The organism is Pseudomonas sp. 273, from assembly GCF_029201425.1.
In the GTDB taxonomy this organism is placed as follows: Bacteria; Pseudomonadota; Gammaproteobacteria; order Pseudomonadales; family Pseudomonadaceae; genus Pseudomonas; species Pseudomonas delhiensis.
Map to the genome: position 1 here is coordinate 2,127,245 of NZ_CP116775.1, position 15,002 is coordinate 2,142,246.

Consider the following 15,002-nt stretch of genomic DNA (forward strand, 5'->3'; position numbering starts at 1 on the left):
GCTGTGCATGTCGCTCAGGACGTCGCTCGCCGCCTAGATTATGAGCTGCCCGAATGGCTGGAGTTTCTTGAAGACAGCGTGCTCGACGACCAGCCACTCAAGGCGCTAATGGACGAGTACCTTGTCTCTGACGGTCTAGAAACTGGCCTTCCGCTTTATGTTTCTATCTACAAAAGCAATGGTGGGCTGACTGATCTTCTCTCCGCTTTTAAAGCAGAGCTTGGTTTCATTGATACTCCGAATTCTGAGTTTGTTCATATCCAGTCGACGGCACCAGCCGAGCGTAAGAAGCTTCTTCTGGCCTCCGCTGCGATTCCCATGTTGTTCAAACCCCGCACCATAGAAGGTCAGCGATACACCGATGGTGGTCAAGGTGGTTGGCAGACCATGCAGGGTAACACTCCGATTACGCCGCTACTCAATGCTGGCTGCAATTTGGTCATCGTTACACATCTCAGCGATGGTTCCCCCTGGAGCCGACATGATTTTCCAGGTGCAACCATTCTGGAGATTCGACCGAGTGAATCGCTCAATCGTGCTCAAGGGCCTCTTGGGGCGCTCGTGATCTTCTTGGCTTCGATAATGAAAAGATCACATCCTGGATTGAGCAGGGTTATCGCGACACTCTCGCATGCGTCGGCAAAGTCATGGACGCTCAGAAGAGTCGAAATGAGCTGCGTGTCTCCGAAGCCGCTCTGGATGCTATCGACCAACAAGGTACACAGGCCGACAAGGCACTAGCAGACGCATTGGCTAGGTTGAAGTAGAGATGGTAGTGGACGACGACGTGAGTGAAGTTAATGCGCTGAAGCAACTGCTGGCGAAGGCAGATTCGAGATACCTCGACCTATTGGTGGACTACATCACCGATGGTGGGAAAGGGCGCCTGATGCTATCGGCCGCGAACTGTAAGGCTCTGGTTCAGGCCAAGGCTGACGGCGGGTATTCCGAAGCTAAGCTGGAGCTGCTGGTCAGTGAATTACTGCATTTCGGAGGCAACAGCATCGCCAACCTATGGCGTAGCCAAGGTGCCTCTTGGGCATCGATCGTCGTGGATGTGCTCGATCACCTAAAAGGAAAGCGCGAGGACGGAGACTCGGTCATTGAGTTGGAGCGTCGAGCGCTTGTACAGCTCCTTAGGCACTTCTGGGACAAGTTGTCGAAGGCTGAACTTGAGCCCCTATGTGAATTGTTGAAGGTAAACGGCATACCGGACAAGGACCAGCTAGAGGTTCTGCGTCAGGCAGTGATGGGGGCAACCGAGGTTGGAGCGACATTAGCGAAGATATTGGCGGCTGCGATGGCGAGTTCAACCTTCGGGGCCGGCGCGGCGTTTACTGGTCTTTCCTGGGGGGCGCTGCAGCGGGTGTCGCGCAGTTTGCAGCTGGCCGTGGGGTCTCGGTAGCGTTGGGTCCTATTGGACTGGCGCTGGGAGGGATCTGGGGCGCCTACAGCCTAACCGGGCCCGCTTTCCGGGTCACAGTTCCTTGTGTGGTGTTGATTGCGTTAATCCGGCTTGAGGCGCGACATCCCGGCTGACCACCCGTTCGTCGTGATCCACCGGACGGGCGCTTGTGCTGTGCGGTCGTTGGAAGAGTGAAATTAGTAAAGGTAGTGCTATGTCTGAAGCGAAGGATACGTTGCTCAGGATGTTTGCTTTGCTACGCCTGATCCCCGAGTTTCCTGGTCACATTGCATCGACGACGTTGTTAGAGAAGCTTCGCGATCGTGGCTTTTTCGTTGATATGCGTACAGTGCAGCGAGATCTGAATCGGCTTAGCACACCTTTCTCGTTGATGTGCGATGAGAGCGTTACGCCGTATCGATGGAGCTTCACGAAGGATGCGGAGCTGGATTTTCGCGAGATGGATCCTTCCACGGCGCTGGTTCTGTATCTGGCTCAGGATCATTTGAAGAGCCTTCTCCCGCAGAGCGCGCTCGATCTGCTAGCGCCTCAGTTCAATCGGGCTCGGAACTACCTGGATGGGCTGGGACAGAACGGTTTATCGCATTGGGCCAGACGCGTACGTGCTGTGCCCAATGGCAGAGCCTTGGTCCCGGCACAGATACCGCTGCAGATATGGGATCAGGTATCGACTGCGTTGCTGGAGCATCGTCAATTGCGGGTTCTTTACCTCAGCCGCAGTAAAGCGACGCTTAAGGAGATGCGACTGCACCCCGTAGGCTTCATTTCACGCCACTCCATCAGCTACCTGATTGCTACGGTTGATGGTTACAGCGACGTCATTCAGTTTGCTGTGCACCGTATCCGTGAGGCTGAATGCCTTGACCTTCCTGCAACAGAGCATGCGGCAGTAGATCTGGATGAATACCTTAACGGCGGCGGCTTTAACAGTGTAGGGCCTGTGCCCATGGTCGAGCTGAAAGCTGACGTTTCGCCCCAAATTGCCTGGCACCTCAGTGAGACCCCGCTTAGCCAAGAGCAAAGTCTTGAGTCCCTACCCGGGACGGACTGGCAACGGTTACAGGTTTGTGTGCCGCAGGATCAGGAAACTCTGTGGTGGATATTCGGTTTGAACGAGAATATTCGCGTTTATGCGCCGCAAATTTGGGTAGATGCAGTTAAGGAAAAAACGGAGAAAGTCAGGCAGATGTACGCCTGACAGCCCGGGCCCAAAAGCCATCGGACCTCACTGCTCACACCGATGGCACTGGTTTCCCATTCAGTTGTTTACGGCCAGCAACTCTTTCAGTTCATCAGCGATCGCTTTGGCATCGTCGTCGCTTCCGAGTTGGGCTACCCCAACGCCATGCGCTAGCCAGAAGTCCTTGCTTTGCAGCTTTTCCACGGCTCCTCCGCGGGGATCAGTAGAAGAGCGCAAGTGGGTTGGTGATCGAACCAGCGCAAGCTGTCATGGTAGATGTGGGCTGAAGCCATTCCGTCGAGAACCCCTTCGCGGCTGGTCCTATACTTCGCATCAAGTATCACAAATCTGCGCTGGCTCCCTGCCTCCAGAGTCACTGCGATGTCCGGAAAGCGTCGTTTCGAGAGGCTAGAGAAGCCGGCATAGTGCTTTTTGTCGATTGATGGGCATCGGACCTGAAGCCAGACTTCCAGCGTAAAGTCTGAACCCTTTCCGCTCCAGCAAATACAGTCGTCACTCTGTGTCGGATAGCGGACTTCCCACTTTAGAGTTGGGTAGCGCGAACGCAGCTGCTCGACGATTTTGATGTAGCACCAGCGTTCGTAGATCTCCCAGGAAGGGCTGATCCACAAGCTCTCTTCGCCTGTCGTGCCTAACACCCCGGGCCTCAGGCTATGCCAGCCGAAACGGTAAGCCCGCGCATAGATAGGGTGAGCGGAGATTGCATTCAGTCCTGCTGCAGTGATTCGCTGAGTACTTAGATGGCAGAAGGGCTCCATTCGCTGCTGGCGTCGCAGCGTTCGGTACAGGCCATCAAGGAAGGTGATACGCCTCTTCAAGCGTGGTGCTAGCTCTGATCGAGTATCAGAGCGGTGCTCCGTTTCGGCAATACGTTCAAAGGCTCGTATCGTCTGGCGACAGCGAGACATCACTTTATGAAGTATCGCTCCAAGCACCTGATTGGCAGGATTGTCTTGATGCTCAAAAACCGCAGCGACTTCGAAGCTGGCTTGTGACGAAGGCAGTGTCACGCCCTCCGATCCTAGGATCATCGTGCGGCTCTTAAGAGCTGCTCGGACCGCCGATGGCTCCAGGCGCTTAACCTGGTGCGCGCATACTGCAACTCGTTCTCGGCGAAGCCTGGTAAGGGGGCGCTCGGTCACCTGTCGGAGTGCGGCAACTAGCGACTCTCCATAACGCCGAAGGCGCGCGTACTGCAGATGAGGGTTTGAGTCCTCCCCATCCCTGCCTATGGAGATCTGCGCGCTCTCTGTGCCTAACAGCAGTCTGGCGTCGAAGGCAACGATGTCCTCCAACATCTTTGCAAAGATGTCTTTGCCAAGCTTATCGCCGCTGGGTGCGACATCAAGGCGGTACTTGGCGATGATACCGCCGCTCAGGTTCGTTAACTCAGCTGAGACCTCACCAGCGAAGTATCCTGGCTCCCAAAGCCAAACAACTTCACCTTCATGCAGTTGCTCGGGCAGCAGTGCATCGTCGATGTAAAGCCGATGCTCTGGCAGCGCTCGGAAACGGTATAAACCCAGCTCACCAAACCCTAATGACGGCTCGCCGGGGGTGACCGATATAGCTATGTTTTTTTCGTCGTAGCAATGAAGGCTCGTCATGGTTAACGCCAGAAGCGGGCGGAACCCAGGTGATGAAGGTCATCGAGCATCTCCTTCACCTTGGCTTTGGACGCTTCCAGTTCGACCTTCGTCAGCACCTCAAGGACGTCTTTGAATACCTTCTGCAAACGCGGACTGTCTTCGCCGCGAAGCTTTGGAAGTACCTTCGCGTAAACAGCCTGGTCCAAGGCTTGGTTGAAGGGGATGACTTGTCCGTTCGCGGCCTCCTGAAGGTAGCCGATGACGTCGTGAAGAGTCCGCCAGCCAAAATGCAGGCGCATGGGTCTAAGTGCCTGGACGAGCTCTATCAGCAGGGTGCGCACTATGGTGACCAGCTCTGTTGGTAGCGACGTTGTCGCCCAGCCCGGGAACGCCTCGACATCGATATCCCAGAATTCAATTACCGACGCTCGGTCGAGCACTTTGTCACTCAAGCCATGAGTGGTCTCGTCCATGTTGACTGTGCCAATGATCAGCAGGTTGGCGGGGTAGGGGATGGAAGTCGGTACGTCACTGATACCGTTCCCCAGTGCATGGAGCTCAATGTGATCGCCGGTCTCCATCGCTGACAGCAGAGGAGCCAGATATTGCTCCGGATGCGACAGATTCATTTCGTCCAGAATCAGCGTATAGGGGCTGGCGGGGTCAGCGCTGGCACGTAGCAGGAAGTCCAGGCAGGCCGTACGCACGTACGTATCGGCTTCCAATGGGTTCACATAGCCGAGTAAGGCCGATGGATCATGCCAGCCGGGCTGCACTGGCACGATTAGCAGTCCCTCATGAGGATCTTGGGTCTGCTGCCAGAGGCTCAGCGCGTATCCTCGAGCCAGTTGCGTTTTACCCGCTCCACTGAGGCCGGTGAGTACGGCCAAGTGGCGACGGAAATGGCTCCAAAGTCCCGCATCAAGCTGGGCGATGAGCTCCGGTGGAAATTGAATCTCTGGAGCAAAGCCCTTGATGATTTCCATCAGGGTCGGCCGACTGGCTTTGATTGATGAAGCAACACGGGGGGCCTCCAGATCACTGGGGCCTGCAGCAATTGGCGTTGCTTTCAGGACGCCCGGCGTCCAGTGAATGCGCGCTACCCACTCTTCGCCGCTGTCAGTCAGACGAAGGAGCTTTGCTCCATCTAGTTCAATCAGTGCCAGGGAGCGAAGCCAGCTTACCAGCGCACTCGGCGCGAAATTGCTGGTCCAGCCCGGATTGACTTGGCGTAGCAGCTCATTTGCTTGCTGGGTGGAAAGAGGTGTTTGTTTGAGCGTGAGCAGTAGATTGTCGAAGCCAAGGATGCGAGTAATCATCCAGTCGATTACTTCATCTGGCTCGCCAGACTCCAAGAAGGCTTCGCCGCGGGGGTAAGTTGTAGATCGGTTCCTTGTGCACGCAGAACGCCCCACTCGGCGATCAATGCATTGAGCTGGGTACTCAACGAGGACTTCTTGAAGGCGGGATTCAGCGATTGAAGGTGCTGCATGAAGTCTTCGCGAGTACATCCTTCTCGCGCAAACTCAATCATTGCCAGCAGGGTGGCAATCCCTCCGCCGATCGAAAGCAACCCTCGGCGTCGGCGCTCTGCTGGCAGAGGGTTGAGCAGCTCCTTGCCCGTTTCTGGGTCGGCCAGCTCTGTAGACTCTTGTTCCGGCCGTTGGACGTACGTCACATACAACAGCCAGGGCAGGGTCATGCGCTCCACACCGGTGGTAGTAAAAATGTTCTCTACGGGGCCTAACACCTCATCAAGTCGGTCCAGCACCTTGCGATGAAGGAGCTGACGTGACTCCCCTCTTTGGGCTGCCCCCATCGCGCTAGCGAGCTCGCGAAGTTTTCGTGAGTGACCGATGGTGGTGAAGAACCCCGGACATAGCACTGCGAATACGCGGTACATCTTGAGCTTAGGAAAGCGCTTGACCAGCGGTGTGATAGCGGTAACCAGAGCATTCCAGGTTTCAGTGATCAGCAGCTCCTGTTGAGCTCTTTCAAGACCAGGGAATCGGTTTTTAAGCTGCCACAGCTGCTCAATCACGCCGGTGTTTTGAGCGACCTTAGAGATGTCGACTTGCCCCATTCCAGTGGACGTAACCTGCTCACTATCCCACAGATTGCGCTGGAACCGCTCGCTGAAAAAGGTTGGCTCGTCGACGTCACGGACTTCCTGAAGCAGCGTCAGCAAGCCTGCCACCCAGTCTTGATTCCCCTTTTGCATTAGGGGTTGCTGCAAGGTTGTGTCACATGCTTGCTTCAGTTGAGCGTCGTCTTTCAGATTCAGGACCATCGAGGAGTCATCTCTTTTGCTCAAAACGGCGGAGTCGTTACAGGTAGTAGACGGGGCTAGCCTACTGGGCGATTAGGCGAACTCCTGGAGCCTTTCGTGCTCCTCTAACACCTCTTCAGTCACATGCCGTGCGCGGTTTCCACGCCCGCTTGGCTGCATAACCACGCGGATGGACTCTTCCATCTTGATTTTTTTGTCATCGGCGTCCTCACCTATTACATAGGTGCGCGAGAAGGGGGCAAGGGCGTGGGCGAGCGGCTCAATCATTTGCTCGCGGTTTGAAAGTTCTTCTTCGTCGAGCTCGAGCATTGAGGCCATGATCGAGCAGTCGATCATCGTGGCAGGGAGCCAATCGCAGCTGGACGAGTAGCCGACACACCATTTGATGTTTGTGCCCTGCATAAAGACCTCGATGGTGTCGGTGTCCGTCCCGGCGAAGCAGGATCCAAGCATGATGCCGGTGATGTTCGTGTTCTTGGAGTGATCTCCGATTGCGAACAGAATGTCCTCCAGCTTGACGCCCCCAACCTTACTTTTGCTGCCATGCGCTGCGATGTAGATCACTGCATTGTTGAAGCGAGCGCTGCAAAGGATTTCGAGTGCCCGGTCGAAGCTTCGCTTGTCATAGAAGTTGGCGTGAAACACCTCGGTATCGCCAGCCAGCTTGGCAATGCCCTCGACAAAAGGCAGCACGCTAGCGCGGTTGCAGTCTGCGCTATCTAGCTCCCAGGGGTTTTCGAGGATCAGGATGGCTCTGTTGGAGTAGTGGTGTCTTGGCATTGTCTGGCTTCTTTGTCAGGGGGCCTGAGGCATCAGGCAAATATGCGAAAGGGAAGATGGTCAGGAAGGAGGCGTGCTCTAAATCTTCCTGACGAAGGCATGGCGTGTTCGGGATTTAGCCGAAAAGGGTTGTCTTAGTAAGGTCTGGGTCGGGATCGTTATCATCGACCAGGTGGGCCATTTTCGTGAGGGTGCGAGCTAGCGTCTCGTACTTGCCCCATAATATGAGCATATGTTCAAAAACCTGGCAGATGGCGTCTTTGGCGTAAAGGGGAAGCCCCCCACATCCACGTAGTCATAGATTTCTTGAATGTGTTGTGATTCGAAATGCTCGTCAATATTCGACTGTTGTTCGAGCAGCAGGTTGTAGCCGTCGTAGCACTCCTCCCGTAGCTGTTCCGCATATTTACGGAAGTCCTGATCGTCTTCACCGAAGTGCTCTCGCAGGTGCTCTGGAATCTCCTGCAAGCTGCGAAAGCGCTTGCGTTGCCCATCGCGACGGATTTGCGAGGTGAGCCACTCTTGTTCGTCGAAGGCCTTACCCTCTGGGAGAAAGCCGCACAGAGTGTTGGCGCTTTCTGCCTCGTCTACGCACTCTGAGACTGCATCGATGATTTCGCCTATGAATGTGCCGGCGAAAAAGGGTTTGAGATGGCCCTGCAGGTCGCAGAAGTCTCCAAGAAGCTTGTAGTAACGGGCAGCAGTTTGGTTCGCGTGTTCTCGGTCCATGAAAAAGCTCCCACGGCTTCACAGGTACATGAGGGGCGTGGCGCATCCTTGGCTCAATGCATTGGCAGGGCGCCGCATTGAGCTCGATGCTACCCAAGTGGCTGGCTCTGTGCCATCTCTCCAGCATCGAGCTCGACCAAAAGATCAAGGATGTCCGGATGACTTTAAGAACTGCTCTAGGCGTTCTTTGAGGATTTCCTTCTTGTTCGCAATGCGCACATCCAGCGAGGGAGTCTGGCAATTGGGGCAGCCAGTGAGCCATTCCCGAGGACACGCCCGTGTGTCTCCGCTTGGAAGATAGGTCTTCTTCCAGGAGCAGTAACAGCAGGTGAGGGTGAAGGGTTGTGGTGGTGAGAACATGGCTGCATCCGTGACCGTCAATTGACGGCAGCTTGGCTGTTTGGGGCGACAAGTTGTGTCGTCCTTGACAACAGTTCGCTGCCGAAGCCAGTCATCGGTAAGCGTCCGGCCAACACACCTCCCCGGTTCTTCCAGCTAGCGGCATGGTGTCCACCTGTTTTGGGTGGACACCATTTCAAGCCCCTAGTGGAGGATCTCCCGTGCCAGGCCAACGCCGCTCCTATCCAAAATCCTTCAAGGCCCAGGTCGTTGATGAGTGTATCCAGCCCGGCGCCTCGGTTGCCGGTGTGGCCTTGAGTCATGGCCTCAACGCCAATCTCGTGCACAAGTGGATTCGTCGCCAGCAGGCGCAGTTGCCCGCTGCATCTTCAAGTTTTATTCCGATTCCTCTCGTCCCGAGCCTGCCGGCTACTCCAAATGCGGCCGACATGGCCATCCAGATCGCCATCCCCCATCGGGCCGGCAAGCTGTCGGTGCAGTGGCCGGGCAACGACCCTGAAGGCTGCGCCCGCTTCCTGCGCGAGCTGCTGAGGTGATCCGCATCGAGCGCATCTGGCTCGCCACCGAGCCGCTGGACATGCGCGCCGGCACCGAAACAGCGTTGGCCCGGGTGGTGCAGGTGTTCGGTGCGGCGCAGCCGCACTGTGCCTACCTCTTCACCAACAAGCGCGCCAACCGGGTAAAGGTGCTGGTGCACGATGGCTTCGGCATCTGGCTGGCCGCTCGGAGGCTGAATAGGGGGCGCTTCGTCTGGTCGGGGAATTGGCAGGGACAGCAGTTGGAGCTCAGCCCCGAGCAGTTGCAGGCCCTGGTGGTCGGCCTGCCTTGGCAGCGTCTTGGGCCTGATGCCGAGATCAGGTTCCTGTAGCCGGGGGGCAATTAGGCCAATGGCCTATCGCCGAGGGGGCCAGAAATCCTCACACTCGGCGCCATGGATTCTGCCGCTTTCGATCATCTGACGCCTGAGCAACTGCGCCAACTGGCCGCGCAGTTGAGTCAGCGCGTCGATCATCTGGAAACGCTCAACCAGCGCTTGAACCACGAACTCGCCGTGCTGCGACGCCACCGCTTCGCCCGTCGTAGCGAGCAGCTCAATGCCGACCAGCTCAACCTGCTGGAAGAGATAATCGATGCCGACATCGCCGCCATCGAGGCAGAGCTTGAGGCGGCACGCCCGGTCCCTGCCAAGCGCGAGCTACGGCAGCAGCCCAAGCGGGCGCCTCTGCCGGCCGAGCTGCCGCGCACACTGATACTTCACGAGCCGGACAGCACCCAATGTGCCTGCGGCTGCCAACTCAAGCGCATCGGCGAAGACGTCAGCGAGAAGCTCGACTACACCCCAGGCTCCTTCACCGTCGAGCGGCATATCCGTGGCAAGTGGGTCTGCGCCAAGTGTGAAATATTGATCCAGGCCCCAGTGCCTGCGCAGGTGATCGACAAGGGCATCCCGACTGCCGGGCTACTGGCTCAGGTCATGGTGGCCAAGTTCGCCGATCACCTGCCGCTGTACCGCCAGGAAAAGATCTTCGCCCGCGCCGGGCTGGCCATCGCGCGCTCCACGCTGGCGCAATGGGTCGGCGCTTGCGGTGTCCAGCTGCAACCCCTGGTCGATGCCCTGCGCGAGTGCCTGCTTCGGCAGGACGTCATCCTTGCGGACGAAACCCCAGTGCAGATGCTTGCCCCAGGCACGAAAAAGACCCAGCGGGCTTACGTCTGGGCCTATGCACCCAGCCCCTTCGCCGACCTCAAGGCCGTGGTCTATGACTTCAGGCCGAGCCGGGCCGGTGAGCACGTGCGCAGCTTCCTGGGCGACTGGCAAGGCAAGCTGGTCTGCGACGACTTCGCTGGCTACAAGGCCAGTTTCGAGCAAGGCATCACCGAAATCAGTTGCATGGCCCACGCCCGCCGCAAGTTCTTCGACCTGCATGTCGCCAACCAGAGCCAACTGGCCGAGCAAGCCCTCCAGTACATCGGCCAGTTGTACGAGGTGGAGCGCGAAGGGCGAGAGCTGCTCGCCGAACATCGACGGCAACTGCGCCAGGACAAAGCCAGGCCGATCATCGATGGCCTGCATGGCTGGATGCTTGGGCAGCGGCAGAAGGTGCCGGAAGGTAGCGCGATCGCCAAGGCCCTCGACTACAGCCTCAAGCGCTGGGCAGCGTTGGTGCCTTACCTGGATGACGGCAACTTACCCATCGACAACAACTGGATCGAGAACCAGATCCGTCCCTGGGCCTTAGGGCGCTCCAACTGGCTGTTTGCCGGCTCACTGCGCAGTGGCCAACGTGGCGCAGCTTTGATGACGCTGATCCAGTCAGCCCGCCTGAACGGGCACGATCCGTACGCCTACCTGAAGGACGTGCTCATGCGCCTGCCGACGCAGAAGGCCGACGCTCTGGCCGACACAACTGGGTATCCACCGGTAAGGTGCAATGTCCGTTCGCTTACGATGGTGAGACTGGGTGTGTCGATGTTTGTGCGCCTAGTTGATGGAAGTAGGTCAGTAGGTATGTTGATGCTAGGCGCAAGAGCGGGTTACACATACTCGGGAGATCGAAATCTGCTCCCATTTTCTAGTAAGAGAGGAAGGGCGAACCTATGGACTGCCCTTCCTCTTCTATGACCTTGTCGAAAGCCCTAGATGGCTAGGGCCGATTGCTGTCGGTACTCCTCAAGGTCCACGGATTCACCTGCGACAATTCGTTCATAGAGCTCCTTCATCGTCTCCGGGGGCAAACCCTTATCAAGGAAGCGGAAAGCGGAGGCTCCCACATACTCGGGTAGAGCCTCGAATGCCATCCACCGGCGTCCCTCCGTCTCTGCGACCTGGCCGGTAGTATTCGAGCCACCGAAGATATCCACGACAATGTCGTTGGGGTCGGTCAGCATCCGAATGAAGAATTCCGGTAGCTTCGCGGGAAAGCGCGCCGGGTGCCCCTTGAGGCCCACGGCCTTGCAGCCGGATAGGTACTGCCCGTTGGACTCGGAGTTTGGAATCTGCAATAGGTTGGGTGGAATTGCCCCGCCGTTATCTTTTGCGAAGCTCTTGCCAATGTCGTGCCCCGAGGGGCGGGTCTTGGGGGTGTAGAACTTATCCGGATCCTCTATCAGCTTCTTCATACGGTCACTATAGGGAGCGAGGACTTTGGTGATATCTGATTTAGGCCACTCGGTTTTGCTGAACCACCAGACGGTGTTGATCGAGTCCTTCACACGTAGTTTGCGCTTGTTCACCCACTCGATTGGGCTCGGCAGCTTTGACGGATTGAACCAGTAGAAATCCTCAGCAAGAAAGAACCCCAACTCATCTACCATCCGAATCATCACGCGGAAATTATAGAGACTGCGGGCTGGCACACCCTTCATATACGCCCCGCCGAAGTCCACAACGAAGCTGCCGTCATCCTTCAGCTTTCTGTGCACCAACTTGGCGAACTCAAGGAACCAGTCGATGTACTCGTGCTGATCGAGGTTGCCATATTCTTTCTGGCGCTGGAGGGCGAAGGGGGGGCTGGTCATGACCAGGTTGATGCTGTTGTCGGGCAGAGCGGCCAAGAGTTCACGAGAATCGCCTATGTAGGTTCCTCCCTTTCGGGTGAAATAGGCTGGAGAGAAATCATTAATCATGCTGGATGCTACTCATAGTCTGTAGATTCATTGTCATCATGTCTTGATTATCCCGCGTATGAAAAAGAAGTCAAAGCCCTCTGAGGCACGGCGGCGGTTCGCCGTGAACCTGAGGATCGCGCGGGGGAAGCTCGGGCTGTCGCAGGAGGCATTGGCCGACGCGGCGGGTCTGCACCGGACCTACGTTGGTTCGGTGGAGCGAGGTGAGCGAAACATCTCCATCGACAACATCGAGCGGCTGGCAATCGCCCTGGACGTTTCTCCCGCATCACTGCTGGAGGAACCAAAGGAATGACATTGAAGCCGCATGAAGATTACGCTCGCCTGCAAGCCGCCTGGCCGTCCATTGAGGAATACCAGAGGCTGGCGACCGAGCATGGTATCGATGATATCTTTCAGGATAATGGCGGCAAGCTGCTGCAGGTGCTTCTCCTTCTCGGCCTTCGCATTATCCCTGGTCGAGAGGGTAACGATGCGGTTGATGCAGATGGACGCGAATATGAGCTTAAGTCGGTCAACATTGAGTTGACCAAGAGCTTCTCGACCCACCATCACATGAATCCCTTCATCATCGCCAAGTACAGGCAGGTGCCATGGGTGTTTGCTATCTACCGCCATATCGCACTTCAGGCTGTGTACCTCTTGGAGCCTACGGACCTCGAGTTCTATTTCCAAAAATGGGAGGGGAAGTGGCATGTAGACGGGGGCAAGGACATCAACAATCCAAAAATTCCAGCGAAATACGTCATAGAGCACGGGCGCCTGGTTTATGGGAAGGAGCCTGACCTTTCGTCCAGACGCCGCGTACAGCCCACGCCACCCGATGCTGCGGGTTTCGAGCCTGACGAGGTCTAAGAAAACTCTCCACGGACTCGCCGGGTGTAGCCATGGCGAGTCTGCGGCCTGACAGCTTGGTAGTGGGTAGCCCTGATCGTCAAGAGTCTCTTGGAAAATGGGCAGATTTATTTTTCCTACCCTAATCCCTGCAATCTCCGCACGCCCTCATGGCTCAAGCGTCCCGCCCAAACTCCTCGCCATCCGGCCTGGTCTGCCCAGCCTCAGGCGCCACCTACTCACTCACCAGCCAAAGCGCGTACAGCGGATACAAACGCACTAGTGCTTTCACTTCCTGGGCGCTGATGCGTGGGTTCGCTTGTCGTAGCGAACCGTTCGCCAGCGGGTGCCGCTGACCTCGGTACGCTTCACCAGTTCGTCCAGACCTGTCCTGTTGATAAGCGCTCTTGCTTGGTCGTCTATCAAATTCATGCGAAATGGTATTTTGCATCTGTAATATACAAAAACCCCGATTCCTTTCGTATATTACGAAAGTAGGTGAGGTAAGTCTTCTGGGTTAAGGAGCCTGGTGCCGCTGAATTACGCTCGAATACAGCAAAAAGCCATGGAGGGGAGAAAACCCATAAGGGGGAGTGCTATGAGCCAACGAGATCTGAATCTCGACCTGTGCACCATCGAAGTCTTTGGCCGGATGTGCGTTTTGTCTGATGACGTAGTCGCCGAGTGGATCGGAGCTGGCGTGCTGCCAAATCGGAGCATCGCCGGTAACGGAAGGAGGGAACGGCCGTCAGGCCACCAACTGCAGGGCCGCATCCAGGGCGCGTTGCTTGATCACTGCCCCCTGGCCGAACCAGGCCGAGTCCATGCGGTACTCGTTGCTACGGGCACGGCGTTCGTGGTCGACGTACTCAGTGACGGCATTGAGCAGACCCCAGGCGGTACCGTTGGCGGCTTCCAACTGAGAGCCACGACCGCGGCCTTCGTACAGGCTTTGCACCCGACGCAGCGCGCGTTCGTTCGGTAGGGCATCCGGCAACGGATTGTTGGGCTGGGCATCGCAGAGCACCTGCATGAAGTAGCCCATCGCCTCGTGCCATTGCACCTTGCGCTCGGCCAGGTGGCGCATGCGGTACATGAACTCGTCCCATTGCGAGACGGCAATACCCAGTTGCTTCTTCACCGCCTGGGCGTCGAAGCGGGTGCTAGGCGGCACCTTGATCGCCCGGGTAGCGCCATCGACGGCGATGGTCAGGGTGTTGTTACACACCACCCGCACCGTGGTAGGCGTGGCGGTAGTGGCCAGGGTGCCGTCACAGGACGTGGCCAACAGCAGGTAGCCATTGACCAGGTCGTTGCCCTTCAGCGAGGTGTTCTGTCCGGTGCGCGCCAGCGTCCAGAACTTGCGGCCACCTTTGAGCACGCCAGCGGTTTCCAGCTCGTAGCCAGAGACCTGGGTGAGGTCGCGGTAGAACTCCAGCACCTCCTTCGGTTGCACCACCTGGTAGCGCTGGGAGACCACCGAGAGCGGTGCCTTGCTGTCGGAGCGGTAGAGCACCTTCTGCTCGGGGAAGGAGTGGATACTGCCGAGATGGCCGACCGCGTCCGCTTTGAAGTGGACCGGACTTTCCTGGATCTGCCAGTCCATGCCGGCTTCGCGCTGCCAGACTTCCAGCGGTTGTTTCGGGGAGAGGCGGCTGCCCAGGCCATGCCAGGGGGCTTCGCCGACATAAGCCATGCGTTCGATGAGATGAGCCATGGTGAGTTTTCCTGTGAGCAATAGCCGGCATAAAGCGCTGCGCAACGCGCAGCACCGGCGGAAGGGTTGAAAAGGGAAGGGGGAGAAGACGCGCGAAACCGATCAGGTCGGCAGGTTGAAGCGATGCCCGCAGATCAGGCAGAGGTTGTTGGCGAGGACGTGACGATCCAGTTGGTCGCCAAGCTGGGCGCCGAGTGCACAACCGCCGACGCCACCGGCCAGGCCGCCGAGGATGGCGCCGGACAACGAGCCGAGGGTGATGCCCAGCGGACCAGCAATGGCGCCGACTGCCGCACCGGCTTGCCCGCCAGCAAGAGCGGCGGATGCACCACGCGTTGCGCCACCGACCGTGCCGACGAGGGCACCGATCTTCATGGCGGGATGCAGGGATGCGATCTTGGGAGAGTTACAGCGAGGACACTGCAATGACATGGCTGGGGAGCCTCCTT

Annotated in this window: 16 protein-coding genes and 1 pseudogene; 8 read left to right on the forward strand and 9 right to left on the reverse strand. The window is 57.4% G+C overall.

Annotated elements, in window-relative coordinates:
- The first annotated feature begins 3 nt into the window (after positions 1-3).
- The 3 genes from PKO50_RS10310 (at position 4) to PKO50_RS10320 (ending at position 2,624) form a co-directional block, all read left to right on the forward strand.
- Positions 4-741, forward strand: coding sequence for a patatin-like phospholipase family protein (locus tag PKO50_RS10310; RefSeq protein WP_275629608.1), 738 nt, complete (start codon positions 4-6; stop codon positions 739-741).
- Between the two features lie 34 nt (positions 742-775).
- A complete protein-coding gene (locus PKO50_RS10315) occupies positions 776-1,405 on the forward strand; it encodes a hypothetical protein (RefSeq protein ID WP_275629609.1) in 630 nt (209 codons plus the stop codon).
- A gap of 214 nt (positions 1,406-1,619) precedes the next feature.
- A complete protein-coding gene (locus PKO50_RS10320; RefSeq protein WP_275629610.1) occupies positions 1,620-2,624 on the forward strand; it encodes a WYL domain-containing protein in 1,005 nt (334 codons plus the stop codon).
- A gap of 60 nt (positions 2,625-2,684) precedes the next feature.
- On the opposite strand, the gene PKO50_RS10325 is transcribed toward PKO50_RS10320, so the two are convergent.
- The 6 genes from PKO50_RS10325 to PKO50_RS10350 form a co-directional block, all read right to left on the reverse strand.
- The gene (locus PKO50_RS10325; RefSeq protein WP_275629611.1) at positions 2,685-2,810 is read right to left on the reverse strand and encodes a hypothetical protein; all 126 of its coding nucleotides are present in this window, start codon (positions 2,808-2,810) and stop codon (positions 2,685-2,687) included.
- A complete protein-coding gene (locus tag PKO50_RS10330) occupies positions 2,777-4,234 on the reverse strand; it encodes a nuclease domain-containing protein (protein WP_275629612.1) in 1,458 nt (485 codons plus the stop codon). The genes PKO50_RS10325 and PKO50_RS10330 overlap by 34 nt, the downstream gene beginning before the upstream one ends.
- Positions 4,235-4,236: 2 nt before the next feature.
- The gene (locus PKO50_RS10335) at positions 4,237-5,535 is read right to left on the reverse strand and encodes a hypothetical protein (RefSeq protein WP_275629613.1); all 1,299 of its coding nucleotides are present in this window, start codon (positions 5,533-5,535) and stop codon (positions 4,237-4,239) included.
- 8 nt (positions 5,536-5,543) lie between these two features.
- Positions 5,544-6,506, reverse strand: a complete 963-nt coding sequence (locus tag PKO50_RS10340) for a hypothetical protein (protein WP_275629614.1) — start codon at positions 6,504-6,506, stop codon at positions 5,544-5,546.
- Between the two features lie 72 nt (positions 6,507-6,578).
- Positions 6,579-7,286, reverse strand: a complete 708-nt coding sequence (locus PKO50_RS10345) for a hypothetical protein (RefSeq protein ID WP_275629615.1) — start codon at positions 7,284-7,286, stop codon at positions 6,579-6,581.
- Between the two features lie 198 nt (positions 7,287-7,484).
- Positions 7,485-8,015 carry a hypothetical protein gene (locus tag PKO50_RS10350; protein WP_275629616.1) on the reverse strand — a complete coding sequence of 177 codons (531 nt, stop codon included), beginning with the start codon at positions 8,013-8,015 and terminating at the stop codon, positions 7,485-7,487.
- Between the two features lie 560 nt (positions 8,016-8,575).
- On the opposite strand from PKO50_RS10350, the gene PKO50_RS10355 reads away from it, so the two are divergent.
- From PKO50_RS10355 to PKO50_RS10365, 3 genes and pseudogenes are all read left to right on the forward strand, one after another.
- A complete protein-coding gene (locus tag PKO50_RS10355) occupies positions 8,576-8,911 on the forward strand; it encodes a transposase (RefSeq protein ID WP_057380821.1) in 336 nt (111 codons plus the stop codon).
- Positions 8,908-9,243 carry an IS66 family insertion sequence element accessory protein TnpB gene (gene tnpB, locus PKO50_RS10360; RefSeq protein ID WP_275629617.1) on the forward strand — a complete coding sequence of 112 codons (336 nt, stop codon included), beginning with the start codon at positions 8,908-8,910 and terminating at the stop codon, positions 9,241-9,243. The genes PKO50_RS10355 and tnpB overlap by 4 nt, the downstream gene beginning before the upstream one ends.
- 63 nt (positions 9,244-9,306) lie before the next feature.
- Positions 9,307-10,764, forward strand: a pseudogene (locus PKO50_RS10365) (IS66 family transposase); the annotation flags it as partial.
- Between the two features lie 248 nt (positions 10,765-11,012).
- Here PKO50_RS10365 and PKO50_RS10370 read toward each other — a convergent pair.
- Positions 11,013-12,002, reverse strand: coding sequence for a site-specific DNA-methyltransferase (locus PKO50_RS10370; RefSeq protein WP_275629618.1), 990 nt, complete (start codon positions 12,000-12,002; stop codon positions 11,013-11,015).
- 58 nt (positions 12,003-12,060) lie between these two features.
- Between PKO50_RS10370 and PKO50_RS10375 the strand changes: the two genes are divergently transcribed.
- Entirely contained in the window at positions 12,061-12,297 is a 237-nt protein-coding gene (locus PKO50_RS10375) for a helix-turn-helix transcriptional regulator (protein WP_275629619.1), read from the forward strand.
- Positions 12,294-12,857: a hypothetical protein gene (locus PKO50_RS10380; protein ID WP_275629620.1), complete on the forward strand. Its 564-nt coding sequence runs from the start codon at positions 12,294-12,296 to the stop codon at positions 12,855-12,857. Before PKO50_RS10375 ends, PKO50_RS10380 begins: the two co-directional genes overlap by 4 nt.
- Before the next feature lie 727 nt (positions 12,858-13,584).
- Here the strand turns inward: PKO50_RS10380 and PKO50_RS10385 are convergent.
- Positions 13,585-14,553 carry a DUF932 domain-containing protein gene (locus tag PKO50_RS10385; RefSeq protein WP_275629621.1) on the reverse strand — a complete coding sequence of 323 codons (969 nt, stop codon included), beginning with the start codon at positions 14,551-14,553 and terminating at the stop codon, positions 13,585-13,587.
- A gap of 102 nt (positions 14,554-14,655) precedes the next feature.
- On the reverse strand, positions 14,656-14,928 hold the full coding sequence (locus tag PKO50_RS10390; RefSeq protein WP_275629622.1) for a hypothetical protein: 273 nt from the start codon (positions 14,926-14,928) through the stop codon (positions 14,656-14,658).
- Positions 14,929-15,002 lie beyond the last annotated feature (74 nt).

Excerpts from the sequence above, each read along its gene's own strand:
- PKO50_RS10320 (WP_275629610.1), top strand. The coding sequence starts at position 1,620 with ATGTCTGAAGCGAAGGATACGTTGCTCAGGATGTTTGCTTTGCTACGC.
- PKO50_RS10330 (WP_275629612.1), bottom strand. The coding sequence starts at position 4,234 with ATGACGAGCCTTCATTGCTACGACGAAAAAAACATAGCTATATCGGTC.
- PKO50_RS10335 (WP_275629613.1), bottom strand. The coding sequence starts at position 5,535 with ATGATTACTCGCATCCTTGGCTTCGACAATCTACTGCTCACGCTCAAA.
- PKO50_RS10340 (WP_275629614.1), bottom strand. The coding sequence starts at position 6,506 with ATGGTCCTGAATCTGAAAGACGACGCTCAACTGAAGCAAGCATGTGAC.
- PKO50_RS10345 (WP_275629615.1), bottom strand. The coding sequence starts at position 7,286 with ATGCCAAGACACCACTACTCCAACAGAGCCATCCTGATCCTCGAAAAC.
- PKO50_RS10350 (WP_275629616.1), bottom strand. The coding sequence starts at position 8,015 with ATGGACCGAGAACACGCGAACCAAACTGCTGCCCGTTACTACAAGCTT.
- PKO50_RS10370 (WP_275629618.1), bottom strand. The coding sequence starts at position 12,002 with ATGATTAATGATTTCTCTCCAGCCTATTTCACCCGAAAGGGAGGAACC.
- PKO50_RS10375 (WP_275629619.1), top strand. The coding sequence starts at position 12,061 with ATGAAAAAGAAGTCAAAGCCCTCTGAGGCACGGCGGCGGTTCGCCGTG.
- PKO50_RS10380 (WP_275629620.1), top strand. The coding sequence starts at position 12,294 with ATGACATTGAAGCCGCATGAAGATTACGCTCGCCTGCAAGCCGCCTGG.
- PKO50_RS10385 (WP_275629621.1), bottom strand. The coding sequence starts at position 14,553 with ATGGCTCATCTCATCGAACGCATGGCTTATGTCGGCGAAGCCCCCTGG.
- PKO50_RS10390 (WP_275629622.1), bottom strand. The coding sequence starts at position 14,928 with ATGAAGATCGGTGCCCTCGTCGGCACGGTCGGTGGCGCAACGCGTGGT.